At 53.0% G+C, this 26299-nt stretch carries 20 protein-coding genes; 4 read left to right on the top strand and 16 right to left on the bottom strand.

Going from position 1 to position 26299, the window contains the following annotated elements; all coding sequences use genetic code 11:
- The first annotated feature begins 11 nt into the window (after positions 1-11).
- Positions 12-1238 carry an LL-diaminopimelate aminotransferase gene (locus GN112_RS01820; protein ID WP_155308658.1) on the top strand — a complete coding sequence of 409 codons (1227 nt, stop codon included), beginning with the start codon at positions 12-14 and terminating at the stop codon, positions 1236-1238.
- Positions 1239-1249: 11 nt separating this feature from the next.
- Positions 1250-2545: a diaminopimelate decarboxylase gene (locus GN112_RS01815; protein WP_155308657.1), complete on the top strand. Its 1296-nt coding sequence runs from the start codon at positions 1250-1252 to the stop codon at positions 2543-2545.
- Positions 2546-2720: 175 nt separating this feature from the next.
- Here the strand turns inward: GN112_RS01815 and GN112_RS01810 are convergent, their stop codons facing one another.
- Entirely contained in the window at positions 2721-2921 is a 201-nt protein-coding gene (locus GN112_RS01810; protein ID WP_155308656.1) for a hypothetical protein, read from the bottom strand.
- 99 nt (positions 2922-3020) lie between these two features.
- Between GN112_RS01810 and GN112_RS01805 the strand changes: the two genes are divergently transcribed.
- Positions 3021-3626, top strand: a complete 606-nt coding sequence (locus GN112_RS01805) for a hypothetical protein (RefSeq protein ID WP_155308655.1) — start codon at positions 3021-3023, stop codon at positions 3624-3626.
- Between the two features lie 117 nt (positions 3627-3743).
- On the opposite strand, the gene GN112_RS01800 is transcribed toward GN112_RS01805, so the two are convergent.
- The 15 genes from GN112_RS01800 to GN112_RS35090 all read right to left on the bottom strand — a co-directional run bounded on the left by GN112_RS01800 (position 3744) and on the right by GN112_RS35090 (position 25161).
- Positions 3744-4622, bottom strand: a complete 879-nt coding sequence (locus GN112_RS01800; protein ID WP_155308654.1) for a damage-control phosphatase ARMT1 family protein — start codon at positions 4620-4622, stop codon at positions 3744-3746.
- 182 nt (positions 4623-4804) lie between these two features.
- Complete coding sequence (locus GN112_RS01795) at positions 4805-5188, bottom strand: CGGC domain-containing protein (RefSeq protein ID WP_155308653.1); 384 nt, start codon at positions 5186-5188, stop codon at positions 4805-4807.
- A 246-nt stretch (positions 5189-5434) separates the two neighbouring features.
- Positions 5435-6211, bottom strand: a complete 777-nt coding sequence (locus tag GN112_RS01790; RefSeq protein ID WP_155308652.1) for a ParA family protein — start codon at positions 6209-6211, stop codon at positions 5435-5437.
- Between the two features lie 440 nt (positions 6212-6651).
- Positions 6652-7023, bottom strand: coding sequence for a hypothetical protein (locus tag GN112_RS01785; protein ID WP_162458733.1), 372 nt, complete (start codon positions 7021-7023; stop codon positions 6652-6654).
- 277 nt (positions 7024-7300) lie between these two features.
- Positions 7301-9265, bottom strand: coding sequence for an exodeoxyribonuclease V subunit alpha (gene recD / locus GN112_RS01780; protein ID WP_155308650.1), 1965 nt, complete (start codon positions 9263-9265; stop codon positions 7301-7303).
- Entirely contained in the window at positions 9252-12950 is a 3699-nt protein-coding gene (gene recB, locus GN112_RS01775; RefSeq protein WP_155308649.1) for an exodeoxyribonuclease V subunit beta, read from the bottom strand. Before recB ends, recD begins: the two co-directional genes overlap by 14 nt.
- A gap of 2 nt (positions 12951-12952) precedes the next feature.
- Positions 12953-16462 carry an exodeoxyribonuclease V subunit gamma gene (gene recC, locus GN112_RS01770; RefSeq protein WP_155308648.1) on the bottom strand — a complete coding sequence of 1170 codons (3510 nt, stop codon included), beginning with the start codon at positions 16460-16462 and terminating at the stop codon, positions 12953-12955.
- 281 nt (positions 16463-16743) lie between these two features.
- Positions 16744-17879, bottom strand: a protein-coding gene (locus GN112_RS01765; protein WP_231716910.1) for an IS3 family transposase whose coding sequence is annotated in 2 segments (ribosomal slippage) — positions 16744-17606 and positions 17606-17879 — 1137 coding nt in all. Because the reading frame shifts where the segments join, the coding sequence is not laid out codon by codon here.
- A 590-nt stretch (positions 17880-18469) separates the two neighbouring features.
- Positions 18470-19072, bottom strand: coding sequence for a GNAT family N-acetyltransferase (locus tag GN112_RS01760; protein WP_155308646.1), 603 nt, complete (start codon positions 19070-19072; stop codon positions 18470-18472).
- A 51-nt stretch (positions 19073-19123) separates the two neighbouring features.
- Positions 19124-20170 (bottom strand): GAF domain-containing protein, encoded by a 1047-nt coding sequence (locus GN112_RS01755; protein ID WP_155308645.1) that lies wholly within the window; start codon positions 20168-20170, stop codon positions 19124-19126.
- A gap of 33 nt (positions 20171-20203) precedes the next feature.
- Positions 20204-21445, bottom strand: coding sequence for a class III poly(R)-hydroxyalkanoic acid synthase subunit PhaC (phaC, locus tag GN112_RS01750; protein WP_155308644.1), 1242 nt, complete (start codon positions 21443-21445; stop codon positions 20204-20206).
- Positions 21446-21579: 134 nt separating this feature from the next.
- On the bottom strand, positions 21580-22470 hold the full coding sequence (locus GN112_RS01745; protein ID WP_155308643.1) for a poly(R)-hydroxyalkanoic acid synthase subunit PhaE: 891 nt from the start codon (positions 22468-22470) through the stop codon (positions 21580-21582).
- Between the two features lie 3 nt (positions 22471-22473).
- Complete coding sequence (locus tag GN112_RS01740) at positions 22474-24090, bottom strand: metal transporter (protein ID WP_155308642.1); 1617 nt, start codon at positions 24088-24090, stop codon at positions 22474-22476.
- Between the two features lie 94 nt (positions 24091-24184).
- The gene (locus tag GN112_RS01735; protein ID WP_155308641.1) at positions 24185-24667 is read right to left on the bottom strand and encodes a hypothetical protein; all 483 of its coding nucleotides are present in this window, start codon (positions 24665-24667) and stop codon (positions 24185-24187) included.
- Between the two features lie 380 nt (positions 24668-25047).
- The gene (locus tag GN112_RS35090) at positions 25048-25161 is read right to left on the bottom strand and encodes a hypothetical protein (protein ID WP_155314097.1); all 114 of its coding nucleotides are present in this window, start codon (positions 25159-25161) and stop codon (positions 25048-25050) included.
- 334 nt (positions 25162-25495) lie between these two features.
- Here GN112_RS35090 and GN112_RS01725 point away from each other — a divergent pair, with 334 nt between their 5' ends.
- Positions 25496-26290, top strand: coding sequence for a FadR/GntR family transcriptional regulator (locus GN112_RS01725; protein ID WP_155308640.1), 795 nt, complete (start codon positions 25496-25498; stop codon positions 26288-26290).
- Positions 26291-26299: the final 9 nt, after the last annotated feature.

Genomic DNA, 26299 nt, shown 5'->3' with positions numbered 1-26299 from the left:
AGAGGTATCCAATGATTCAAATCAATGCCCATTACCTGAAGCTCAAAGCATCCTATCTTTTTTCCGAAATCGCCAAACGTGTGGAAGCCTATCAGCAGCAGCACCCGGATGCGCCGGTCATTCGCCTGGGTATCGGCGATGTCACCCGCGCCCTGCCCGATGCCTGCATCCATGCGTTTCACCAAGCCATCGACGAGATGGCCGAGGACCGCAGCTTCCGCGGGTACGGCCCCGAAGAGGGGTATGCATTTTTAAGGGAGGCCATTGCCGAAAACGATTTCAAGGCCCGCGGCGCCGACATCGGTGCCGACGAAATTTTTGTCAGCGACGGGGCCAAGTGCGACACCGGCAACATTCAGGAAATTTTCGACATCAACACCCGGATTGCCATTCCCGACCCAGTCTACCCCGCCTATCTGGATACCAATGTCATGGCCGGCCGCACCGGCGCCTACCATGACGGCCGATACGAAGGCATTGTCTATCTGAACGGCAACGCGGAAAACGGATTCATTCCCGATCTGCCGGCAGAACCGGTGGATCTGATCTATCTCTGCTTCCCCAACAATCCCACCGGCGCCACCATCACCAAAGACCAGCTCAAGCAATGGGTCGATTACGCGGCGGCCAACAAGGCGATCATCCTCTTCGATGCCGCCTACGAAGCCTTTATCCGGGACGACTCACTGCCCCACTCCATCTACGAAATCGACGGCGCCCGTGACGTAGCCATCGAATTTCGCAGTTTCTCCAAAACCGCCGGCTTTACCGGCACCCGCTGCGCTTATACGGTGGTGCCCAAGTCGCTGATGGCCTACACTGCCACGGGTGAGGCCCACTCGGTTCACGGACTGTGGAACCGTCGCCACAGCACCAAATTCAACGGGGTTTCCTACCCGGTTCAACGGGCCGCGGAAGCCGTTTACAGCACTGCCGGGAAAGCCCAGATGCAGGAACTGGTCAATTACTACATGGAAAATGCGGCGCTGATCCGCAAGGAGATGCAGGCCCTGGGCCATACCTTGATCGGGGGGGAGAACTCGCCTTATATTTGGGTGGCGACCGGGGCGGACTCCTGGTCCTTTTTCGACATGCTGCTGGAAAACGCCGGTGTGGTGTGCACGCCCGGCGCCGGCTTCGGCACCTGTGGTGAAGGCTACATCCGCATCAGCGCGTTCAACAGTCATGAAAACGTCACCGCCGCCATGTCCAGAATTCGTCAGGCACTGAAATCGTAAGGAGACACACCATGCCCATGTCAGTCGCATTTGAAAACCGGCTCTATCCCCGTCTGGATGAAATCGTCGCCCATTTCGGTACCCCGTTCCATATTTATGATGAAACCGGAATCCGGGAAACCGGCCAGCAGTTGAAGACCGCTTTTGCCGGCATTCCGGGCTTTCGGGAGTATTTTGCGGTCAAGGCACTGCCCAACCCGGCCGTTCTGGCCATCATGGCCGACATGGGCTTTGGATTCGACTGCAGTTCGGTGGCCGAACTGGATCTGAGCCGCCGGGTGGGGGCACTTGGCGAAGATCTGATGTTCACCTCCAACAACACCACCCGCCAGGAATTCTCCTCTGCCATGGCCGGCGGCGGCAGCATCCTGAACCTGGACGACATCTCACTGATCGACAAATTGCCGGCCATGCCCGAGTTGATCTGTTTTCGCTACAACCCTGGTGAGCGTCGCACCGGAAACGCGATCATCGGCACACCGGTAGAGGCCAAATACGGGGTCAGCCACGATCAACTGGTACGGGCCTATGAGATCGCCCGCGATCGCGGGGCCAAGCGGTTCGGCCTGCACACCATGCTCGCCTCCAACGAACGCGACTGTACTTATATGGTGCAGACCGCGGCCATGCTCCTCGAGCAGGTCGAGCGCTTATCCAGCCACCTGAATATCCGTTTTGAATTCATCAATATCGGCGGCGGTCTGGGAATTCCCTATCAACCCGGCGATGCACCGCTTGATTTAATGCGTATGTCACGGGAAATCACCGCCCTTTTCAAATCCTTTGCAGATCGCAACGGAAGCATGCCGCGTCTTTTTATGGAAAGCGGGCGTTACATGACCGGCCCTCACGGCGTGTTGGTCACCCGCGCCATCAACCGCAAGGAGATCTATCGCACTTATGTCGGCGTGGACGCCTGCATGTCGTCGCTCATGCGCCCGGGCATGTACAACGCCTATCACCACATCACCGTGCCCGGCAAAACAGACCGCTCTACCCAGGTGGTCGATGTGGTCGGCTCCCTTTGCGAAAACAACGACAAATTCGCCATTCAACGCCCACTGCCGGCCATCGCCGAAGAAGACCAGCTGGTCATCCACGATACCGGCGCGCATGGCCATGCCATGGGATTCAACTACAATGGAAAATTACGCCCCAAAGAACTGCTTTTGGGGTCCGACGGCACAATCAGTCTGATCCGCCGGGAAGAACGCCTGGAAGATTATTTTGCCACCCTTTTATTCACACCGGATACACTGGCGCTGGGTCCGGATTCCATTCATACGCGTGATCAGCCGGCCAATTAAGGAACGGGAATTTTATAAATTGACCGTGGGGTGCTGTACGAAACGTGCAGCACCCGTTTTTTTCTTGTACTCGATCTCTTCTCAGGCTATGAAAGAAACCATGGAAGATCGTTGAAAATCGCAAACTTTTTCCAAACCGGGCTAAAGTCACTCCTGGCACTACCGATAATCCCGGTCAAAAGCGTGAGCCAACCGTCTTGCCCATTTTGCCCTGCATTTGATTGATTTTCCATTCTTCGTGATTAAGAACGGCAAGCGAATACAGCCTGGCGCAATTCAGCATGAGGCACCATGCCGGACTGAAAAGGAAAACATCCTTTAGCACCAGCTCGATGCAGTGCCTGTCAGTATCACGGTCATCGTATTTTCTCTTCATGAAACCGTGTCGATAGGAATTTTCACCGTTCCGGTAAAACATCGTTGACTAATTTAAACAGTGCTGATTTATAGGCCCCAGCACAACAAAGGAGACTCCATGGATGATTTTTTGCACAATCTGAGAAGCGGAAAGCTGAAGCAGCCGGACCGGGGGCGTCGAGATTACACGGACTATAAAGGTCCCCAGCGCCGTACCACGGGAAACGACCGCCGGCGAACCGATTATTACGCCAAAGTTACCAACGAGAACTTCGCACTGATCAAAGAAACCCTGGATGTTTTGTCGGAAAACCAAAAGCGTATTGCCGATACGATCACCGCTCAAACCAAAATGGAAGAACGGATTGCCAATGCCATCGAGGCGCTCGTCACGATGATGGGCCGCCAGTGGGACCATGAAGGTCCCCTTCCCCAGGGTGTTGAAACGGTGGGCAGGCCTCCTCAGGGGGATACCGCCGAGCCGCTCCCCGTATCCGCCCCAGCGGCAGCGAAACCCCAGGCCAGTGACACCGATGACAGCGATGCGAATGAGGATGAGCCACCCAGCCTGATAGACATGATTGCAAATATGCGCACCGAAGGCGACAGTTGGGAGAAAATCGCCCGCCATTTTGATAACCAGCAGATTCCCACCGTATCCGGTAAAGGCAAGTGGCGCGGACCTGCGGTAAAAAAATTCTGGGACGCCAATAGCCCCAAATAGATCAACGGCACAATTGCGTTGTCGATCAGTCAAAATAATTTATTGGGGCTGCGTTATCGGTCGAAAACGGTATGGATTACACCGCTTCCTCTCTCCGTTCTTGCCAAGAACTTTATCTTAAAAATTTTCATGAACAGGCGCCTGGATTTTCGGCATGGCCAAGACATGGGTTCCCTGGGGCAGTCCAACGTGTGAGGCGATGACGCTGCATTTGACCTTGAAAAGAAAGAAAATGTTTCTTTTTGCACTGCTCAGGCTCTCGAAGTTGCCCTGCCCTTTGGCAATGATCAAATCTGCGGAATCGAAACGGCGCCGGAAGGTCTCGCTGCAATCGTCCAGTAAGGTGCCCGGCGCATCGGATCCGTTGTCAACGACGGGGACAAGATCATCAAGCCCGGCTTCCGTCGCATCCTCAAGCGTGGCATCGTTGATGACCGGTGCACCGCGCACTGCCACGGTCACCCGTTCGGGGCCCAATTGCTCGATGAGCAGGCGATCAAAGATGATCTCCCCGGCATTGTCGGCAAGGTAAAGGATGTTGTGCGCTTCATGAAGTGCCATCCGGAATGTGGCCAGCGGCCCAACCAGCGGTTCGGTCAAGGCAGTGTCGACGGCACCCTGGATATCGGCGGAGGAGATAGTACTGCTGACCCCCATATCGATTACATTGCCGGCCAGGGCCAGACGCAGCGCCATGATCAAGGAGGCCGGAGCCGCCTCAACCGCTTTTTTAAGATCGGGCATCAGTTCCAGCGCCATGCGATTGCTTTGTGCCTTGATCGCACGGTAAGGATCCCGGTTGCCGGAAATTTTTCTCAATCGCCGGTGGATACGTTGCCCCAAAACCGGCGGCGGCATTCTCAGGTCCATTGCGGCGGTCCACTGGAGTACTTCACGAACGATTTCTTCGTGAACGGATGAATCCGCAGAAACCATCCTGGCTGCATCCAGCGCCTGGCGAACGAAGCAGACAATACAGTCGAGTGTGCTTTCCATTTAAGATCGCCCTCCAGAAGATGACGCTTATCCCGATCGTTGCCACGTTGGGAATCACCTTGCAGTCCTGCAAGCGGCGGCTCCCAGGGCAATCGCATTTGGATGTATTCTGGTCGGTGGCGTGATCGCAAACCCATCGCCCTGATTCAATCAAGGCCAAATGGTAAAATCCAAATGTCATGCTAGCCAGGAGCAACCGTCTCCGGTTGGTAAGCTTTGGGAAGATGGGCCGATCCCTTGACGCAGGGAATTTCGGCCTGGCTTGCGACTTGCGCCATAAGGCCATCCAGATGGTCGCAAAACCCTTCGCCCATGACCCACTCGTTCGACTCTTTGTGAGCGAAGGCACACGTGCAGAAATGAATGGCTTCCGCCCCTTTTGATTTTAATATTTTTGCCTTTTCAACCAACCCGTCGCCCGGACAACGGCAGGTAAAAATACCGGCAATCTCGGCCGCATCATAGCCGGCAAAGCCCTGAACACCCCCTTTCAAACTGGTTAGGCAGCCGGTTAACGGGCAGCGATCTTCATTTTTCTCGCAACGGATCAGGCCAATTTTAGTCATTCGTGCCTCCCTTAGAAAAGTATTGAACGGTCTGGAGCATGCTTTTCGCTACCCGCCTTACAGCACAAGTTATGCCAATCCATAAGGCTGGATTGGTAAGAACCGGTGTTGTCCCTTTTCAATTGTCGCCTGACTCCGACGGCATCAGGTTTGAGTCTTTGCCAACAGAGTCGCATAAAAGAAACGCATTCGTTTTTAGCGTCGCATGGCTGCGATACATCACCCCGATGCTTTCAAGAAAATGGTTTACGCTTTTTCTTCTCCATTCAACTCATGGAACAACGATCTGAATTGAATGGAAACCTTGTGATTGGGCGCATAATTGACCAGAGGGGTGGCCTTTTGGTGAGATTCACGGATGATCACCGAATGCGATAGACGGTTTTCCAGAATAGGCAGCCCTTCCCCGGTTAGCTCTGCCACCAATGCTTTGGGTAGTTTTGCACGCTCCTGAAAGTGATTGACGACGATCCCCTCTACATTCAAGTTTCGATTGTGGTCTTGCTGAACCTCACGAACCCGATCAAGGAGCCGATACAGGGCGCGTCGCGAAAAATCGTCACAATCAAAGGGGATCAGACAGCGGTCGGCGGCGATGAGGGCTGAAAGGGTGTAGAAATTGAAGGCAGGGGGAGTGTCGATATAGACAGCATCGTATTCGCCCAATTGGTCGAGGACATCCTTCAGTTTTCCGATTTTATATCGCGATTCCAGACGCGCCATTAATTCGCCGAGCGTTTCATGAGCAGGCAAAATGGCCAATCGATCGATCGGCGTGGCATGGACATAGGCGTTGGCTTCTTTGGGAAACCAGATAAAATTAAGGGTTTCCTCGTAATAATCAGCCAGTGTCAGCTCAAGCGAATTTGCTTTATCACCGAGCATATATTGCGTTGAGTTCGCCTGAGGATCCAAATCGACCAACAGGGTCCTCTTCCCGGCTGCGGCACTCAGCGCCGCCAGATTACATGCAATCGTCGTTTTGCCAACACCACCTTTCTGGTTGAAAATCACCCTGCGCATAGGCCTTCCCCATGGATTTGGTTGAATTTCGTGTCAGGCTATCTAAAGATACAGACTGGTAATTGATAATATTTCATTATCGCAAACCCGTATATGATACAATCAGATAATGCCGCACCAGGGGGGCACGAATGCGGTATAGGAATCGAATCAATGATGGTCGGTAGGAGAAAATTTTGACGAGAAACGGCTCCAGCTGGCCTTCGGCATCAACGGTTTTGACGCCAATGTAATCTGCACCTTTCCACAGAAGATTTATAGCCGAATGGTGGTAAGGTTCAAATGTTCTGGAAAGCTTCGGGACAAAGTGAACGGCGAATATCCAAGAGGAGGCGATTAGTATGAATCAAGAATTAGGTATAAAAGATAAATCTTAGTGCATTACCTTCCAATTGAAAAAAAGAAACAAGCCCCGCCGACAGGTTCGCAGAATCTGAACATTAAATGGGCATTATCACGGTAATATTGTCCATGTTTGTATATTTCGGGATGTCTTCTCGCATACCGGTCCCACTCGTCCCATGAACGCCAATGGCCGTAATATTCAAATCTGTTTCCTTTATGCTTGTAGTGACCATAATGGCGGCCTCTATCATAAGGGCGTTCTCTGTAACCGCGATAGTCGTGATAATCTCGATGCGCTCTATAGCGTTCAGGTTTACGTTTTGGGTCTTTCCCCCGATTACGATCGTCTCGGCGATCTTCGAAGCGTTGCGGTCCGCGGTCACGGGTGTCCATTCTATAGTTAGGGTCGTCATGCTGGTAGCCAGGTTGCCCCGGAAAGCCTTTACCCGATTCGTTTTTCCGCCCATCGGCCATCGACAAACATGGGGATAAGAAAATGAGTACGATAGCGATTATTGTGATGTTGAGCGTTTTCATCGTTTTTCTCCTTGGGAATCTTGGGCAGGTTAAAGATTAGATTTCTGAAATGGCACTCTCCAGAATTTGTGATTAATCCGATGTTGGCTTGTTTTTTACAATTCTTGTAGACTCTGACACCAAATTCAATGAAAAGTTCAATAGTAATAACAATTGCAAACGCGAACAGAACCGTTGAGGTTCCTACCTTCCTTATTTTTCAATAAATTACTGAAAAAAATCCGATAAACCCGAGGCGCGGTACGTACGTTGTTGCACCGCTTCGGACAGCAGATCCGATGCCGGCCCCACCAACGTGAAATAGCGGCGTGCTCGCGTTACAGCGGTGTAGATCAACTCTCGGGTCAATACCGGCGTCATGGACTCCGGCAGCACCATGGCGGCATGGTCAAATTCAGACCCCTGGGATTTGTGCACCGTCATGGCATACACGGTCTCGACATCGCTTAATCGAGACGGCAATACTTTTTTGAAAGACCCGTCGGCCATGGGAAACACCACTCGTAACGTCACGTGATCGGAGGCGTTTCTCTCCGCAAAAGGCAGAACGATTCCGATATCGCCATTCATCAACCCCAGGGTGTAGTTGTTGCGGGTGATCATTACGGGGCGGCCCGCATACCAACCATCCTGCCGGTTGATGAGGTCTGCGTTGAAAAAAATTTGAGCTACCTTTTGATTCAGCCCCTCCACGCCCCAGGGACCTTTGCGCAATGGGGAGAGCAGTTGAAAACGGCCGAAAGCGTCCAGGATTGCCTGAAGCCAGGCATCTTCGGATGCATGGCTCTGGGGGCCGGATTGAACGTATTGCAGGTAGCCGCGATATCCCCCATGGGAATCGGATGGCACGCCGTCCAGCACCAGACGGGCAAACCCATGTTCATCGGTGGAGGTTACCGCCAACCGGTCAATGTCATCGAAATCCTGCTGCCATACCGCAGCGACCCGGCCCGAATCGCCGGCATTGACCGCGCGGGCCAGCGCACCGATGCCGCTGTTCTGATCGAAGCGGTAGCTTTTGCGCAGGATGGCGATATGCTGATCGAGCGGCGTCCCGCTGCCGGCGTATGGATTCAGGTCGTAGCCGGTATTGTCCGCTATCCATTGAATGGTGGGCTGTTGATAGGCGGCCCGCTCCGCATTGCGGCACAGATCGCCCAGCACGGACCCGGCCTCCACCGATGCAAGCTGGTCTTTATCGCCGATCAAGATCAGGCGCGCAGTTTCGGGCAAAGCCCTTAAAAGGGCCGCCATCATTTCCAGATCGATCATGGAGGCCTCATCCACCACCAAAAGATCGACATGCAGGGGATTTTGCGCGTTATGGACAAAGTGGCGCGTATGGGACCGGCTACCCAGCAACCGGTGCAAGGTGGTGACCTCGGCAGGAATGCTATCCCGCAGCGCTTCCGGCAGCTTTGCCACCGCAGCGCCGATGGACTCGGTCAGCCGGGCCGCGGCTTTGCCGGTAGGTGCGGCCAAAGAGATGCGCAGCGGATTCCCCTGGGCCAGGGCGATGTCCTGCAAGAGCGCCAGGAGCTGAACCACCGTGGTGGTTTTGCCGGTCCCGGGCCCGCCGGATATGACACTGAAGGCACTTTGCGCCGCAATGGCCGCCGCCACGCTTTGCCAGTGCACATCGCTTTTGGCCTGCTCCTCGGCGTTGCGCAAGGGCCCGAACAATTGATCGATCCGACGTGCCAGATCCGTTGGTGCGGCCGGCGGCATCCGAAGGCGTTTTAAAATGCCCTGCGCCACTTCGGTCTCGTACTGCCAGTACCTGCGCAGATAGAGCCGCCCATTGCTGAACACCAGCGGTGTCGTGCCCTCCCCGGTGGATACCAGATCTGAAGCCTGCATACTTTCGGCCCACTTCTTTACCGTCAGTCCCGCCAGCAGGATCTTGGGCGGACGGAGACCGGCCGTTGGCGCGTCCCCTTCCGGCGGCCATGACAACACGCCGTCCGGGTCATCCAAAACCGCCTTCAGATCCAGACAAATGTGCCCTCGGCCCAACTGATAGCTGGCAAGACCGGCGGCGAGCAATAACGGTTCCGGGCTTTCCGGCTGCTGTGCCTGTAGAAATCGAACAAATGCACGATCCAGCGGCGTGGCCCAGCCCTGTTCGACCCAGACGTCAAAAAGGTCCATCAAATTCTCATCCGTGCGCATGCAACGTCTCCTTGCCGGCAAAGTGCTCATCCAACGTCTCGATCAATGCCTGTGAGGGTTTGTCGCTGAAGACGCCTTGTCCGTCGGCACCGACGCCCCTCAGGAACAGATACAGCACACCGCCCATATGGTGCTGGTAGCTGTAATCGGGCAACCGGGCTTTGAGCAGTCGGTGCAGCGCCAGAGTATAGAGCACATATTGCAGATCATAACGGTGTTCCAGCATGGCGGTCGCCATGGCTTCAGCGCGGTAGGCCTGCTGATTCTCCCCCAGATAGTTGGACTTGTAGTCCAACACATAGTAGCGGTCCTGGTGGCAGAACACCAGATCGATAAAGCCTTTGACCATGCCGTTGAGGCGATCCCGGTTCAGCTCGGGGCGTATCGCCCCGGAAAAAACATCGCAGGCGATGGTTTGATCAAGAAATCGTGTGTCCACCCGATGGGCAGCCAGCATAAATTCCAGCTCCGCTTGATAGCCATCGCCGGCAAGGGCACTCATTGCGACCGTCCCCTGCCCATCGGGTAACAAGAGCGGGGTCTGCAATAAATGCTTCAGCCACTTCTGCATCACAGGCGCCCATTTGCCCCAATTGTGGCGCTGGCAATAGACGGCAAGTTGTTCTTCACGCCGGCGGGAATCTTGCGTCAGATTGGCAAACCCCTGATCGGCGGCCCACTCCAGCACGCCATGGAGAAAGGTCCCCGGATCAGGCCCGCGGGGAAATCCATGAATCGACGGGTCGGCACCCATGGCGCCTCGCGCCGTTGCTGCTTCGGCCGCAGCTTCCTGCAACTGTTCTTCGGCCGCCGATTCAGGGGCTGAAGGCGCGCCATCGCCCACGGGCGATGGCGGTGCCGCGGCAGGTTCCAATGGTGCCCGGGCCTTCATCTGGGCGCCGGCCAGCATGCTGCTGTAACTGCTGATCCGCCAGTCGCGGGACACATTGCCGCCGAACCCCAACGCCGGGTCCAATTGTGGGGTTTCATCTTCGAAGCGATAAACGGCATCCGTGGCACCGGGCAGCGGAGACAAGGTAATGGCATTGCAATCGCCTTTCAGTGCCTGCAGCCGTTGCGGCAACTCCCCGGTGAGGATCATCTGCCCGGCCGACAGCAGGTAGCCCAGTCCGGTCTGGTGCAGTTTGGTCTGCTCCCCGTCTTTCTGGGTGACTTTACCCACAACCCCCACGCCCAACCAGCAGGCAAATCGCGCACGGGTCACCGCCACATAGAGCAGGCGCACATCTTCGGCCAGACGCTCGTTGTCGATGGCCTCAATGGCGTCCGGTCCCGGATTGAGCGCCGTCACCAGACGCCCCTGATCATCATGATACCTGGCGACCGACAGGATTCGACGCGTCGGGTCCTGAAAGCTGCAGATAAACGGCAAAAAAACCAAAGGATACTCCAGCCCCTTGGACTTGTGGACCGTTATGACCCGGACCAGATCGTCATCGCTTTCCAGCCGCAGAATCTGCTCCTCCGCGCCGCTGCCGGGTTGCTCGATCTGTTCGGCCAGCCACCGGATCAGGGCGTGCTCGCCATCCAGGTCGGCTGCGGCAGTCTGCAGCATTTCCGCAAGGTGAAGCAAATTGGTGATGGCGCGCTCACCATCGGTCAGGGAGAGCAAACGGGCCGGCACATCAAAATCCCCCAGGAGCATCCGCAGCATGGGCAGTATTCCCTGGCGCTGCCAGACACGCTGATACCGGCGAAATCGCTCCACTTCAGCCTCCCAGGCCAGCTCATCCCGATTGAACTGCTCCAGGCGTGTCAGCGGCAGGTTCAACACCGGTGTCGCCAGTGCGGCTCTTAACAGGCGCTCCTGCTCCGGTTCGGCACAGGCCCTGAGCCAGTACAGCAGAGAGGTGGCTTCATCGCAGGCAAAGACGGAGTCCTTGTCGGAAAGATAAACGCTGCGCACGTGCCGCGCCTCCAACGCGCGGCGAATGGCGCGGGCTTCGTTTTGATTGCGGACCAGAATGGCGATATCCGCCGGCCGCAAGGGCTGCAACGCACCGCCATCGGGTGGCTCGAAGCCGGCTCGGGGGGGCTGCTGCTGCGCCAGATTCAACAAGCGCACAATTTCACTGGCGGCAGACGAGGCCATCTGCCCGATGTAGCCGTCTTCGCCGGTCTTTTTCACCGGTTCGCTTTGGGGAAGCTGCCAGATGTGCAGCCCGTTGAGGGTCTTGCCGTCCACGACAAACTGTCCTTTGCCCCCCTGGGCCTTTACCGGGTGAAACGGGATCTGATCGTTGAATAAAAAGGCCCCCTGGGCGTGCTGCTCCGCAAATGAGAATATCTGGTTGACAGCGTCGATCAGAGCATTGGTGGAGCGGTAGTTTTTCTCCAGGGTGTAATGGCGATTCCCGGTATCCCTGCGCGCTCTCAGGTAGGTATAAATATCCGCGCCGCGAAAGGCATAGATGGCCTGCTTGGGATCACCGATCATCAGCAGGCCGGTGTCGGGCTGATCCAGGTAGACGTTGCTGAAAATGTCGTACTGTACCGGGTCCGTATCCTGAAATTCGTCGATCAACACCACAGGAAACTGGGAGCGGATGATGGTGGCCAATTGCTGACCGCCGGGTGCCTGCAAGGCCTTTTGAAGCATGCTGAGCAGGTCATCAAACCCCATCTGGGCCTGACGGTGCTTGGCCTGCCGGAACCGGCAGCCAATGTCCCGGGCGGCATGGATCAACAGCGCCTCATCCATTACCAGTTCGGCCAGTTGAACGATAAGCCGGTCAAAAGCTGAATAGGCGGCATGTTCGGGGGCGGTCTTATTCTTATTGACCCCTTCCCGCAGCCCCGTCTGCGACAGTTTGCCCAGCACATCCGCATCGGGCAACGGGCCATTCCCGTCCACCCAGGCGGACAATCGATCAATCCAATTTTCCAGGGAAGCCGCTCGGTATTTAACGCCGCTGAGGACTTTCCTGGCCTGTGCGTCGCGCAATGCTGCCACGGCGGCATCGAAATCGTTCTGCCAGCAGAGGCGCGCGGTTTCAATGGCGGCCTGGCGACGGGTCAGGATGTCGAAAGGATCTTCGGGCGATGGCAGCGGCACATTGAGCAGGGGGTGCACCTGATCGAGCAAGGCCTGGGGCGTGTCGCAGTGTATCGATTCCAACAGCTCACCCAGAAGCGCAGCCGGCAGAGGATAGAAGTATTTACGCCAGTAATCGCAAGCCGCCTCTTCCAGCAACGGCTGTTCATTGGTTTCGAGCTCCAGATCAAACAGGCTGCCGCTGTCAAACGCGTGTTGGCGAAGCATGCGCTGGCACCATGAGTGAATGGTGAAGATGGCCGATTCGTCCATCCATTGGGCCGCCTGTTCCAACTGTCTTGCCTTGGCGGGCCACTGGGACGCCGGAAACGCTTCGCGCAAGGAGAGCAGGTAATCATCACCGCTGCCTTGCCTGCGGAAAAAGGCGGCCGCCTCGGTCAGCCGGGAACGGATCCGGTCGCGCAGCTCTTCCGTGGCAGCATTGGTAAAGGTCACCACCAAAATCTCCGGTGGCGTCAACGGCCGGACAAAGCCGTTCTCACCGCCATGCCCCAGCACCAGACGCAGGTACAGGGCCGCAATGGTATAGGTCTTGCCGGTACCGGCACTGGCTTCAATCAATCGATTGCCGTGCAGGGGAAAGGTCAGCGTATTGAGTGGGTAAGCCATGCTTAGTGCTCCTGCACATAAGATTGGACCATGGGCGCATAGAGCGCCTCGGCCAAAACAGTAAAACGGTTATTCTCGGCTTGCCAGATCGCTTCGAAATCAGGGTAGACGCGCTTCAGGTAAGGACTGTAGCCCAGCTCGCCGGAAAAGTTATAGGCATTGCCCTGATAAGCATTGCGGGCGGTGCGGACGGCTTTTTCCGGATCGGCATCCGGCTCGGCCAGCAGATAGGCCAGTGCGGTTTTGGCTGCCACGGGAAGGGGATCCTGCAGACCGGACCACCAGTTGGCGATGATGGTTTGGATCATTTGGCGCGCTGGCTCCCGGTCCAGGGGTGGCAGTCTGACCAGACCATCCGGCGCCACCAGATAGCTGGTCAGGTGAAGGCCCTGGGCGCATCCGGCCAGATGGTGCACCCACGGGGGAATCAGGCTGTCCAGGCGAAAAAATTGGCCCTTTTTGTCCAACGTCGTATGAGGGTAAAAATGCCAGCGGGCATAGCTTTCAGACGGCGATGGGGCAGCGGCCGAGTCGACCTGGTAAAGATCGGTCAGCCAGTCCTGAAGGCTGGTGTCGCCACAATTGTCCAGATCAACGGCCAGATCGATTTCCACTGTTCTGGCCTTATGGGGGAACTGTTCGCGCAAGCGAAGATAGTGGGCCAGCATCTGCTCAACGGGCCGGACCAATTCGGCGGCGGCCCTCTCCCCAAAGCCGTGCATCGGCAGTTCACCGGTCAGGCGCATGTGCTGCACCGCCTGTTCAACGGCGGCCGACCTCTCCTTTGGATCGGCGGCCAGACCGGCCTCCAGCAGTTTAACGCCCAGGCCGAAAGGGGCCAGATGGTCCAGGACAAAGGGCTCCTGATCCAAGGTAGTCACCGGGATATCCTCAAAATGGACATTCAGGCGCTGGTTGAAAAAGCTCTGGACCGGTTTTTTTAAAAAACGGATCAACTGCTCCAGTGTCAAACGGGACTCAAACTGCGGCGGACCCAGCGACTGGACTGTCTGCGGTTCTTTTGCGGTATCAAAAATTTTTCGCCATTCATGGGCATACGTAAAAAGGCCCGGCGCCCTTGCCGGTTGAAAATAGGTTCTGCTGAACGGCTGCAGCGGGTGCTGGCAAGTCAATTGGGCCAGCAACCGGTCCCCGCTTTCCGGGTCCCCGGCCGCCGCCCATCCGGACTCAAGATAGTCCCGCAACTGGCCCACCAGCACCGAGGGCACGCAGGGGCTGTTGTCGCGCACGCTTTTGCCGATGTAGCTGATGTAAAGCTTTTCCCGGGCGGAAAGAAGGGCTTCCAGAAACAGGTAGCGGTCATCTTCGCGGCGGGAGCGATCCCCGGGGCGGTAGTGTCCGGGGGCGGCCATCAAGTCAAAATCAGGGGCCAGACGGCTGCGCGGGTACTCCCCGTCATTCATTCCCAGCAGGCAAACCACTTTAAAGGGAATGGCCCGCATGGGCATCAAGGTACCGAAATTGACCATGCCTGCCAAAAACCGCTGGGAAATGCTGGCATCGGTGAGCGCGCTTAAAATGGCGCTACGTACGACCGGAAGGGTTAACGGACCGTCAAGCTCCGCATCCGTGCAGGCATTCAGCCATTGGTCCAACACCTCTTCCAGGCGTCTCAGGGTAAGCTGGTCCCGGCTGCCGGCCGGACGGAAAAAGTCTTTGGACAGATCCAATATCCGCTGGCACCATTCATCGGCCGTGGCCGGATTGAGCAAAAGTTGCCAGTACTTCTCCAACTGCTCCAGCATGGCGGCCAACGGGCCGACCAGTGTCGCTTCCAAACCGCCGATTTCATCATAGGGGGCAATCTGCCGCCAGGGCACGCTGGTGCCGACCGCATACCCCAGCAGCATGCGGCGCAACCCGAACAGCCATGTGTTTTGCTCCAGCCCGGAAGGCAGGTCGAAGCTCTGACGATGGTCGCTGTTAAGGCCCCACCGGATACCGGCCCCCTCGATCCAGCTGTGCAGTCTGGGCAGATCCGCCTCCGCCAGTGCAAAACGGTCCCGCAAGGCGGGGACTTCCAATAGATCCATGATGTCGCCGACGGTGATGCGCAGATCCGGCAAATGGAGCAATTTTTCAAGCGCCGCCAGTACCGGCAGACTGGCACGTTCCGGTTGGTCTGCGATGGTGAAGGGGATATAGCGCTCATCTTCGGGCGGAAGATTGCCGAATACCGCCTCGATGTGGGGGGCATAGGCACGGATATCCGGCATCATGACAATGATGTCGCGGGGTTTCAGATCAGGAAACTGTTTAAAGCAAGCAAGCAACTGGTCCTGCAGAATTTCCACTTCCCGTTGGCGGCTGTGGGCCAACTGAAAGCTGATGGACCGGTCGTCCGGTGCAACCGATGGTTTTTCCTGGTCGGCCGCCGGCAATGGTTGCAGGTCCAGAATCGCCTGCTGTACCTGCTGCAGCAGATGGCCCGCCTGGTCTGGCGCTACGAAGTCTTGGAACAGATCGATTTCAGCAAAGTTTTGCCGGTAGGCATTAGGACGGTCATATCCATAGAGCAGACCGATATAATCGCGCCCCTGTTTGCCCCAAGCGGCCAGCAATGGATTGACATGCTGATGCAGAAGCTCGGGGTCCAGATCCGCCGGCACATGGGCTTTGCGCCGATGGCGGGAATACTCGATGCGCAACAGCTCCCGGTCCTCGATAATGTCCGCCCAGTAGTGGCGGCAGGGATTATGTACGAACATCAGCACCTGGCAGCAGCGGGACAGGGCCTGCAGGGCCTCCAGGGCCTGTTTGGGCATGGAGCAGATACCAAAAACGATGATGCGGCGCGGCAGGCCGGCAGGACGCGTCGACAAAGCGGCCAGCGTCTGTAAAAAGCGTTGATGCAGCTCGGCCCGGCTGGTACCGCGCTGCGGCTGGCGCATGTCCGCCTGAATCCGGCGCCAGAGCTCAGCCTGCCAAGACTGGCCGGCTGGCAGGGGGGCTACCCGCCCCGTGGCGTTTCGCCACTGATCCTGCCCCATGGCCCAGTCTTCCAGCCAATCGGCGCGGTACACCTGATACTGGTCGTAAAGATCGGCCAGGTAGCAGGCGAGCTGGTAGCGCTTGCGCAGATCGTCATCATCGGCCAGAAACTGCTTTAACGGTGCAAAACCGTCGTCTTCCAGCAGGCACGGAAGCAGTTTCAGCAGTCGCCATGTCAACCGCTCCCGGTCATAGGCCGATTCGTAAGGGGTTTCTTCTTCACCCAGCACCGTGCGGTAGGCGCTCCATAAAAAACGGGCCGGCAGCTGAAAATCGATGGCCGCGCTGATGCCGCAGCCGTCATTGGCAGCCATGGCCAGTTTGAGCCACTGGGCCATGCCGTTGCTCTGGACAAGGAAAATCTCATTTTCCAGCGGCTTCAGCGGGTGGCTGCAAATCCATCGCACCGCCACCTGCCGAAGGTCTTCCAGATGGTTTGAATGGATAATCGAAAGACCGGCCGTCAGTTCCGGCTCACCACTTCCCGCCCCAATGTTCATTAGTGTCTCCTGTATCAGGCCTCGTTTTCAGATGGGGTCACACAACCATATTGTCTTTTAACTCTTTAGACAAAACAGACCGCGCCAACATCCGGTGATTATTTTAACCGATTGACGGAGCGAAGCGATCTCCGCATTTGGCGTTGGATATTCGATGTTCACTGTTCGACTTTCAAAAAACCATTTGCCGATTGAATGCCTTGAGGTGGACCCCAAAGGTTGGGCAGCCGGACGGAGTGAATAAGCTATAAGCAAAAATAAAAATGAAAAGTGTGACAGCGTCATGCCGCCTCAGCAAATGGACGAGGTAATCCGAAGTAAACCTCATCCGGGGTCTTGTCGTCAAGAGAAGAATGGCCTCTGACGAGATTATAGTATTGAATCCACTTGGCCAGCCCCAACCGGAGGGACTTGCCATCCTCGAATGAATGGAGATAAATGAACTGGTGCTTAAGGGTCCACCATAGCCGCTCCACAAAGATGTTGTCATGGCAGCGGCCCCGGCCATCCATGCTGATGGCCACCTGGTTGTCTTTGAGTACCTGTGTAAATGCATTGCTGGTGAACTGGGCGCCTTGGTCCGAGTTGAAGATTTCGGGCGCCTCAAGACGGCTCAGCGCCTCTTCCAGGGCATTGATACAGAAGTCTGTATCCAACGTATTGGAAAGCCGCCAGGATAGAATTTTGCGGCTGTACCAGTCCATGATCGCCACAAGATACATGTATCCATGTTCCATGGGAATGAAGGTTATATCGGTTGCCCACACTTGGTTCGGACGGTCGATGGTCAGCCCCCGGAGCAAGTAGGGATAGACACGGTGCCGGGAATGAGGCCGACTGGTTTTGGGTTTTGGATATACCGCCTCAATTCCCATTAGCCGCATTAGGCGTTGTGTTTTTTTCCGGCTGACGATGATACCCTGGCGCTTTAGTTGACGACGGATCGTTCGACTTCCGGAGGATGGATTTTCAAGGTATAATTCGTCGATTTTCCGCATCAAGTCCAGGTCTTCTTGTTTTACAGGCTTGGGCCGGTAATAGTAGGATGATCGGCTAACTTTCAATATCTCGCATTGCCGGCAAATGCTCAGCGTCTGATCCGTCGGGTCAATTATTGCCTTGCGTTGTTTTGACGTCATCTGCTGAGCTTTCGCGATAAAAAATCGTTTTCCACTTTCAGTTGGCCGATCTGCCTGTAAAGCTCGTCTGTTTGATCTTCTGCCTGCTTTCTGGATTTGTGGTTTTTGTCGAAAATGTCGGCGACACCTTCTAACATCTGCCGTTTCCAACTAGATACCATGGTCGGGTGGATTCCGAACCGACTGGCCAGCTGTGCGGTAGTTTCATCGTTTTGAATAGCCGCCAGAGCGACCTTTGCTTTGAACTGTGGACTGTGTGTCTTGCGTTTGTTACCCATTGTCAGATCCTCCTGATTTTGGTCTGACTTATAGCTTAGCACACTGTCCAGTTTTTGGGGTCCACCGCACCTTGCCGGACCGGTCCGAACCTCTTCGGGTCACTCGGGCATAGCCCGAGGTTTTATCAAGTGCAATAAATATCCGTCTGATTGCAACAAATCAATACGGATAGAGGGGCATTCCCGAACAAATCAAAAACAGACTTTACCCCCTTTTTCTTTCATTTCTATTGGTTGGTGCGCTGTCACGATTAAGCAATTAGGCGATTGGCGGATAAGAATATACCAGGATGCGCAGGATTTTCATTCGTATTCAAGGCGGGTTTTTTTACGCATAGTGGGGCTATGTGTGGAAACGCCCAACGCAGAAGACGGATGAAAAGACAAGCAGGCGGGTATATTCTTTGACAGAAATCGCCTTAGAAGTAGGAAGCGTTCGGGCTGCTGGGGTCGCAGGTTCAAATCCTGCGGCCCCGACCAATAGAAATCAAAGGGGTTACAGAGACAAAAATCTGTAACCCCTTTTGCTTTGATACCCTTAACGGCCAACCATTATGGACAGTGAAAACTACGGGTGGTTTCACAGGGTTTTAATAGTATGGATGTGTTTTATGTAACCACTTTCCTATGGTCAACACCCATTGGTTGACTGCCTGATGGTAGTTAATCAGTTCAGGTGTTGTTTCGTAATATTTTACGAACTCAAAACCGAGCTTATTTAATATTTTGTTAGGCATTTGGTTTAACGCGTAGGGCTCGCAAAACAATTTTTTAAGATTAAACATTTTAAAAAATAAAGTAATAGACGCTTTGATGAATAACGTCCCGTTTCCGTTATACCTTCTTTCCGGATTCCATATATGCAAATGCAAGTATGCTTCGTTACCATAAACGATCTTGTTGATGCTTGAATGGCCAATGGGTGTTCCGTTTATCTCCCATATGATATGACAACTTTGCTTTTGTCTTGACGAACTGTCTATTTCTTTCATCAGGAATCCGTAAAATTCTTCTTTAAATGGAAGCTTCTTATGGTCAATCCCGATATTGAATAAAAATTTAGGATCTGATCTTAAGAAATAGTCTGATATCTTTGGAATATCGGATACCAAGAGTTTTCGGACACTCAATTTTAAAAAACCAGCGTCTTCATTATAGATATGAATACTACTATATGCCGGGTCGTCATGCATAAGAAGTTGGTATATCTATTGCGATAAAAACCATGAGCCCCAAGTGCTAGGCTAAAACCATGAGCGATGGCTCCAGATGTCTTCTTCCAGGCTTTTTTTATCTTCCTGCAACTTCAGATACATGGATGCATTCTGGATGGCCAGGCCGCCCTGATGGGCCAGGGATTCCACCATCACCATGAAATCCGATGGAAATTCCCGCTCTACCTCGCTATATAAACGCATCACGCCGATCACCTGGTCACGGGCCAGGATCGGGGTGACAATCATCGAGACGACACCTTCGGATTTCATCAGTTCCTTGAATTTAATGCGTTCGTCGGTGGTGGAATCGCTGATCACAATGGTCTCGCCCTTCAGGGCGCGTTGGGCGGTTTCCGTCGTGGTGGTTGCGCCCATTTCGAGAAATTCATCGCTGAGGCCATAGCTGGCCACCAGTTTCAGCAAACCGGTCTCTTCGTCCAACAGGCGGATATGCGCCGCCTTCATACCCAATGTTTTGCAGATGTTGGACGTCAGATTGCTGAGTATCAGCTTGATGTCCAGTGACGAGTTGATGTCGGATGCCAGTTCCAGAAACAGCATGGCGTTTTTCTGCATCCGCCGCCGCAGACGGTTGTTCTCGATGGCAATGCCACCCTGATCCGCCAATGCCTGCAAAAATTCAATTTCATCGGATATGAACTGCCGCTGAGATGCCGTGTATAAGCTGAGTACGCCGATGATACGATCTTTTACCCTCACGGGAACGGTCAGAATGGAAGCAATCCCTTCCGCTTTTTTGGCTTCGTGATGCTCCAGACGCGGATCGGAAGTGGCATCCGCGAAGTAAAGATGCCCTTCTTTTTCCAAAGCCGATACAATTTTACGGGCTTTAAGCGGGTTGGCATGCAGGTAGTTGTGTGAGAGCCCGGATTGGGCCGTTGGGACAAAGTAGTCCTCATGCTCATCCGCAAGGAACAAGCAGGCCGCTTTGCCCGCCATGGATTCAATCGCACTATTGACAATCAGGTTGAGCAGGTCCGTTTTCTTTATGGTTGTACCAAATGCTTTGCTAACCTTACAAAACGATTTGAAGTAGTCCATTTCTTTGGTCATTGACAACCTCCCCGAGATGGAATCGATGGCGCGTTATGGTTTGGTGGGTTCTGACGGGGCTTTTGACTTTGCCGGCCTCGGCTTTGCCACGGGTTTTGATTTATTGGCGATGGGCTTTTTCTTTGACGTGTCAGCGTTGACCCCTGTAGCCTTCCGGGGCGCTGCACTCTTCTTGCGAGGAGCTTTCTTCTTAGGGATTTTATCTCTTTCTTTTAGCCAATTGGCAATCTCGGGGGCAAACGCTTCCTGGTATTTGGAACTGACATAGATGCCGATGTGTCCGGTATCCAAACATATATTCTTTTTATCCCCACTTCCCACATGATTGATCAGTGTTTCACACGCCTCCGGGGGAACGAGATGGTCGTATTTCCCGTAAATATTAAGCAGCGGCATCGTCAGCTTTTTCAGATCAACCTGCCTGCCACCAATTTCCAGCTTGTTATTCAGCAGCATGTTTCCCTGGTAGCAGTACTTTACAAATTCGCGAAATACTTCACCCGGAAGATCAGGGCTGTCAAATATCCACTTGTCCATCCGAACAAAGTTCTCGACGAATTGCTGGTTATCCAGATTTTCCATAAATCCAACATACTTGTCTATCATCAGGCGGGCCGGATTGAGCAGCAGAAAACCGAAATTCATTACATCTGCCGGCAGATTTCCAAAGGTGTCGACCACGCGATCGACATCAATATGTTCCATCCAGACGTGCAGCAGCCCTTTTTTGGTATCGAAATTGGTGGGCGTGACCGTGGTGACCAGGTTTTTGATTTTCTCCGGATGCAGGGCAGAGTAAATAACACTGAACGTTCCACCCATACAGATGCCCATAAGATTGATTTTGTCGATCTCATGCTGCCCGCGAATAAAATCGATGACGTTATCCATGTATCCATTGATGTGGTCATCCAATCCAAAAAAGCGGTCTTTCCGGGTGGGATACCCCCAGTCGATCATATACAGATCGATACCGGCATCCAGAAACCGTTCAACCACACTACGTCCCGGCTGAAGATCCAGCATCGTTTCACGGTTGATCAAGGCATATACCACCAGCAAGGGGGTGTGATAGCGGGTTTCGGTTCTGGGCCGGTAATGTTTCAGCTTGACCCGGTCCTCCTGGTAGACCACATCATACGGGGTCTTGGCCAATTCGGTATCAAGTTCTCCTAGAAGTACTTCGGATCCTTTTTTTGCACGAGATTGCACCTTTTCCGATTCTTCTACCAGTTTTGATAGAATCAGGTCCACAGGAATTTTAGATTGCGTCATACACTGCCCTCATAAAAAATGGATTGTGGCGCCTTGGCACTTTTGCTTCGAGAGTTGTGGATACTATTCGCTTGAACGAATCGGCGCACTCGAAAAAGAAATTGCCGGACGAACGAAACAAAAATTGAGAAAAACTATCTGTCAGACTGCTGTTCGAGTCTGCGAAGACGCTTTTTTAATTCATACAATTCACGACCCATTTCATCCACCTCAGTCTTTTTGGCCACCGGGAACGCCATCAGCATATCTTCGAATACCGCGTCTTTGGCTGCAGAGAAGTCTGCAAGCGAATTTATTGTGCGTGCCAATACTTCAACATATTCGGGTGTCTGAAACAGTGTCATGAAATGACCTTCCAGCACCTTTATCCACATCCGGTAATGTGCTTGAATATCCTCGGAAAGCTTTCCTTCCTCGGCCATTTTGGACATTTTTTCTTGCATGACCTGCAACGAGTGATTGAAGGGCAGTCCCAGCATGCGTAAGAATTCAGAGAGGTTTGCCTGAAACAGGTTGAACTTGTCTATTGTTTGACATATCTTTTCCTGGTAGCCACGCAGCAATCCCAGTTGCGGAACCTGTAAAAATTGACGAAACTCTTTTTCGTAAATATCCGTCCACATGCGAAAAATGTTTTCGTCAATGTCCTGGAATTCGTAGGCCTTCACCGAGTCTCCGATCCGGCCGAGGCGCTGAAAAATATTTTGCTGCATTTCAGCGAAACTGCCAACGGAGGTCTGGGCCAGCTTGAGTAATACCTCGGGAAACGCACTGCTCCCTTTAAACAACGCATCAGCAGATTCAGGGGTTGACATGGCTGTGGTGATGGACTGCCAGTTCTTAAGCAGCGCGGCCATACCGGATTGCATTGTGGAAATATTTACATGGCCCTTCTTTTCAGCCGGCGATTGACCCAGGATGGTCTCCCACTGATTCGCCATGTTGCCCCATAGATCGTTGTAGGATTTCATCCATGTGTCGAGCGCCGATGTTATATCAAACGCGCCTTCTGTGTTGTCATTCATTTGTTATCTTTCTTTTCCGGCTTTTGTTGTAACCGATTTGGACGATTTTGTGTTTGCGCCAAGGCTGCTTTTTTTCGTCAGGGCATCATCCAGATCCATGTGGAATCGTACCGGCCCGCGGTATTTGCCGTTTTCAAAGCGCGTATGCAGGGCACAGGCGGAATCCGGCGCGGACCAGGAGGTGGCGATGGCAACATGACCTTTGGGAAACGGTGTCACCTCGGCTTCGATAAAGTCGAGGGGTGCCAGTGCGGTCTCCTTTTCCACAAGATCATCGTGAGTTCCATAGCAGATCAGCCAGGGTATTTTTTTCTCCTTGATGCGATTCAAATCAAGCTTCCCACCGAACAGGCCGAGCGGCAGGCAACCATCTGAGGTGATCGGGGTGTTGTAGGCGATATAACTGATCCGTGTGATTTCCATGGGGAGATCGCTGCGGTCATTCTGCAGCCAGTAGTTTAGTGCGGCAGCAGTTTTGTTGACTTTCTGGGCCCCTGGTTTAGATCGGGCAAACATCAACACGTCACGAAAAAACATCGCGGCGGGGATCTCCTGATCGATGCTTTTGAGTTTATAAACCCATCCCATGAGTTGCCCGTCAGCCACTTCATTTCCATTGGGGAGAATCTTGGTTCCGTATGCCAGGTCATTGAATCGTTTGGGAAGGCGCGACAAAAAATGTGCCAGCCCTTTGCTGCGTGTGCCGTCCATCGGTGAAACACAGGTAATGAAGGCATCCACCAGACCATCCAACCGCCCGCTGAGCAAAGTACACAACGCATTATAGCCGCCCTGGCAATACCCGTTCAGGGTAACCGGTTTTCCGTGGCTTTTTAAAATGGTTTCACAAAAACGTTGGGTGTCCAGGGCATCTTCCTCGCCGGTCATCACTTGCAAGGCCGGTGTGGCGTCGAAGGGTTTCAGGATACGGATATATGTCGGGATCCCCTGGTTTGCGAAGCAATGGGCGTAGCTTCGCTGCTCACCGGGAAGGAATCCGAGGATGTTGGCGCCAAGTACGTAGGGCGGTATGATTAAAACCGGTTTGGCGTCCTGCCGTGTTTCCACATTTGGCAATGATGGTGCGATCCGATACAGCAGGAAGCGATCGGTTTCGTCGACTTTGGCATGCTCACCGCGCTCGAAATGAAACCCATACTCCGGTTCAATGGCGGCAATGGCCTCTGGATAACCGTTGACCACCGAATTCATCAGGTCGGCCTGGCGGGCCGTGAATGTTTTCATCTTGGAAAAATTGAAGTCAAACAATAACTGTTTGGCGGCCTCGGCGAACCCGTCCACCTCATTTTGCAGATAGGCCAACATCATTTGCGTGCTGCCATCCAAACTGCGCGTCATCAGTTCAAGGTTGTTTTCCAGCAACCCCATGTACGCATCCTTGCTGTCCTGTGGATTTTCTTTATACAGCCTGGTGCTTTCAACCCGCTGGAAATAGTTTACGGCCAGAACGTAAGGGATAAAAAAATCGGTGGTGTATTTTGTTATGCCGGCCATATGGGTCTGAAACGCGGATAGCAGGTTCCCCAGGGTGGCAGCACCGTCGCCAATAACTTCGGATAGATCGCCCGTTTTGTTACCTGTCTGTTTTTCATCTGTCATGATACATCACTTTCCGGCGCAACCCTCAACCAGCTGTTGAGCCACGATAAATAAGCTTATAGTTAGCGTATTAAGGCTTAATAATGCTTCACGATTAGGAGTTGTCGTCTGTCTCAAACAATTTCGTTACGATGTCCATGGCATTTCGAATTTGGTTTTCCTGAAATTTGGTCAGCCCTTGTATTCCATCCCATACCTTATCCGCGCCGATTTGTTTGGTAGCCAATAGCAGTTGCAGCTTTTCGATGGTTTTGGTCTGTTCTTCGTTCTTTTTCTTGAGCGTATTATATTTTTCTATAAGTGCATCATGCTCTGTTTTGGGCACTGCTCCCATAGCAATGATGGCATCGGAATAGTTTTTTACAAACAGTTTCTGTATTTCCTGAAACGTATTATTGATATTCTCCTTCGGTTTCTCCGAGACATCAATACCGTATAATTGACAGAACGCCGCCGGCAATGACCATAAGGATTTGCTGTCTTTGTTTACCCAACTCGAAAGTGCCTCCAAGGATTCGCTCCCCTTTGCCGCAGCGATCAGATAATTTCCCCAGGCTTCGAGAAATCTTGCATCCATAAACCGTTTCCTTTTGCTGGATTTTTGGGCTTATCGCGGATCAGTGTGAATTTCCCCCTTGATCAACGTCTTTTGGTTCACACATCAAACAAATCATCGAAAAAGCGGAATAACCCGTGGCAGTTGTGCCGGCCCATTGCTCTTGCATAAAACCTCCTTCATGAAATTGTTCGTTTACTGGTTTGCGGTGATCCTCTTTCAAACAGTTTAACAGCAGACGGGATTTGGAGGCAAAGTCTATTTTTTCATTACTTTTTTGGTTTCTTCTGGCTCGTTCCAGTACCCATTCATCACCGCAAGGCGATTGGCGGATAAGAATATACCAGGATGCGCATGATTTTCATTCGTATTCAAGGCGGGCTTTTTTACACATAGTGGGGCTATGTGTGAAAAAGCGTAGTAAAACGAATGTGGTTTTTCAAATCGAAGTTTTCATCATCAACCCAGTATGAGTAGTCGACATTGAAGGGAACGGGAAAACGCTTCCTGCGCATCGGCAAGCTATTTACCCCTTTGGCAAACCAACAAAAACGCCTTTCCCTTTATCCTTAAATTTGAATTAAGAGATCGAAATATATTTAAAAATTTTATCGAGAATTAAAAAGCGTGCGTGGTGTTATTGGTCTTACATTTATGGTCCTACATATAATGTACTCTTGGTCTTGTCAAGAAATAATTTTTCTGATAGATGGAATTGTAATGATTTTATGAATGCTTAAATTTATCCGCGATTAATTGTTAAGGTGGTACCAGATGGGCTGTTGGCTTGGCGACCTTAAAGTCAGTTTGCAATAGCTTTGATTCAAGATCCGGGGCTTGCGATTTGAAATGCATTTTTTTGAACCGATAAAACAGTCCAGGGCGAGCGAAGAGGTGTTGGCCCAACTTAAAGGCGCCATTCTTCAAGGCGCCTATAAAGAAGGAGACAAACTTCCATCGGAAAGAGAATTGACAAACTTGTTCAATGTCAGCCGAGGAGTCGTGCGGGAAGCCATCCGGGGCCTTCAGGTGAGCGGATACGTTAAAATAAAACAGGGGCCGCTGGGAGGCGCGTTTGTCAAAGAAAATTCCGCGGGTCTGCTGGAGATGGGTGTTTCCGATTTATATTCCTCAAAAAAGCTTTCTATTAATGAGGTGGGCCGTGTTCGTCAATACATTGAACCGGAAATCGCGCGACTGGCTGCGTTGAATGTCACCGATGGATATAGAAAAAAGCTTGAAATTGCATTGGAGCAAGAAAAGCAAGGTTTCGAATCAAACGAAGACCTCATGAATAAACTGACAGCCGTTCATTTCATTCTCGCTGAAATGTCCGGCAATATTATTTTGAAAAACATACTGATCTCATTGATATCCTTAACCCACCAAATTATCAATGAACTTCTGACAGAGAGCCTGCTGACAATTCATCGCATCGGGGAGCATGACGATGTTTTTATGTCGGTTATAACAGGGGACCCCGAAGCGGCCAGAAAATCCATGGCTTTCCACAGCGCTTGTTTTTGCGATGAATTTGTTCAATTGGAAAAGGCAACCGTAGAAAAAGCAACCGCGGCGAATTCAGTTCAGGCATCATCATTTCCATCATCTCCCTGCCCTTTCAATGGACCCGGCAAGAAATAACTTTTTTGA

The organism is Desulfosarcina ovata subsp. ovata (genome assembly GCF_009689005.1).
Classification (GTDB): domain Bacteria; phylum Desulfobacterota; class Desulfobacteria; order Desulfobacterales; family Desulfosarcinaceae; genus Desulfosarcina; species Desulfosarcina ovata.
The sequence above is the reverse complement of the archived record's forward strand: the minus strand, read 5'-3'. Positions and strand labels throughout refer to the sequence as shown.